This is a genomic window from Pseudomonas linyingensis, from assembly GCF_900109175.1.
Lineage (GTDB): Bacteria > Pseudomonadota > Gammaproteobacteria > Pseudomonadales > Pseudomonadaceae > Geopseudomonas > Geopseudomonas linyingensis.
On sequence record NZ_FNZE01000039.1, the window covers coordinates 1 to 1,760 of the forward strand.

A 1,760-nucleotide genomic window follows, 5' to 3' on the forward strand; every position below is an offset into this window, starting at 1 on the left:
ATGCTGATGACCGCCGCCGGCACGGTGAAGGCCGCCCGCGTGCTGGTGCTCGGCGCCGGCGTCGCCGGCCTGCAGGCGATCGCCACCGCCAAGCGTCTCGGTGCGGTGATCGAGGCTTCCGACGTGCGTCCGGCGGTCAAGGAGCAGATCGAGTCGCTGGGCGCCAAGTTCGTCGACGTGCCGTTCGAGACCGACGAGGAGCGCGAGTGCGCCGAGGGCGTCGGCGGCTACGCGCGGCCGATGCCGGCGTCGTGGATGGAGCGTCAGGCCAGGGCGGTGCACGAGCGCGCCAGGCAGGCCGACATCGTCATCACTACCGCGCTGATTCCCGGGCGCAAGGCGCCGACGCTGCTGCACGAAGCCACGGTGGCCGAGATGAAGCCCGGCTCGGTGGTCATCGACCTGGCCGCCGCCCACGGCGGCAACTGCCCGCTCACCGAAGTCGACCAGGTGGTGGTGCGCCACGGCGTGACCCTGGTCGGCCACGGCAACCTGCCGGCGCTGGTGCCGGCGGACGCCTCGGCGCTGTACGCACGCAACCTGCTGGACTTCCTCAAGCTGGTCATCGACGGCGAAGGCAAGTTCCACCTCAACCGCGAAGACGACATCGTCGCCGCCTGCCTGATGTGTGAAGGCGGCCAGCTGCTGCGCCGCAACGCCGCCTAAGGGCGCCGCACTCCTACAAGGACAACAACATGGACCTGATTTCTGACGGCCTCTACAACCTGATCATCTTCGTGCTGGCGATCTACGTCGGCTACCACGTGGTCTGGAACGTCACCCCCGCCCTGCACACCCCGCTGATGGCGGTGACCAACGCGATTTCCGCCATCGTCATCGTCGGCGCCATGCTGGCCGCCGCGCTGACCGAAACCACCCTGGGCAAGACCATGGGCACCCTCGCCGTGGCGCTGGCCGCGGTCAACGTGTTCGGCGGCTTCCTGGTCACCCGGCGCATGCTGGAAATGTTCAAGAAGAAGGCGCCGAAGGCGCAGGCCGAGGCGCACTGAGATGAGCATGAACCTGATCACCCTGCTCTACCTGGTCGCCTCGGTGTGCTTCATCCAGGCGCTGAAAGGCCTTTCCCACCCGACCAGCTCGCGCCGCGGCAACGCCTTCGGCATGGCCGGCATGGCCATCGCCGTGTGCACCACCGTGGCGCTGATCTACAAGCTCGGCGCGCAGATGGGCGAAGGCGCCGGCATCGGCTACGTGCTGCTCGGCCTGCTGCTCGGCGGCACGGCCGGCACCATCATGGCCAAGCGCGTGGAAATGACCAAGATGCCCGAGCTGGTCGCCTTCATGCACAGCATGATCGGCCTGGCCGCGGTATTCATCGCCATCGCCGCGGTGGTCGAGCCGCAGTCGCTGGGCATCGTCGCCGCGATCAGCGACCCGATCCCGGCCGGCAACCGCCTGGAGCTGTTCCTCGGCGCGGCCATCGGCGCCATCACCTTCTCCGGTTCGGTGATCGCCTTCGGCAAGCTGGCCGGCGGCGCGGTATTCGGCTGGAAGTTCCGCCTGTTCCAGGGCGCCCCGGTGACCTTCGCCGGCCAGCACTGGCTGAACCTGGCCTTCGGCCTGGCGATCGTCGGCCTCGGCCTGGTCTACACCTTCACCGGCAACCTCTCGGCGTTCGCCCTGCTGGTGGCGCTGGCCTTCGTCATCGGCGTGCTGATCATCATCCCGATCGGCGGCGCCGACATGCCGGTGGTGGTGTCGATGCTCAACAGCTACTCGGGCTGGGCGGCGGCCGGCAT

The 1,760-nt window shown here is 68.6% G+C and carries 3 protein-coding genes; all 3 read left to right on the top strand.

Annotation, left to right across the window (positions count from 1 at the left end):
* On the top strand, nucleotides 1-666 hold a 666-nt coding region (locus BMZ19_RS21985; protein ID WP_483153921.1), incomplete at its 5' end, for a Rossmann-fold NAD(P)-binding domain-containing protein.
* Nucleotides 667-695: 29 nt separating this feature from the next.
* A complete protein-coding gene (locus BMZ19_RS21990; RefSeq protein WP_090313885.1) occupies nucleotides 696-1,010 on the top strand; it encodes an NAD(P) transhydrogenase subunit alpha part 2 in 315 nt (104 codons plus the stop codon).
* 1 nt (nucleotide 1,011) lies between these two features.
* Nucleotides 1,012-1,760, top strand: a 749-nt coding sequence (locus BMZ19_RS21995; protein ID WP_170847833.1) for an NAD(P)(+) transhydrogenase (Re/Si-specific) subunit beta, incomplete at its 3' end; no start/stop codon positions are given.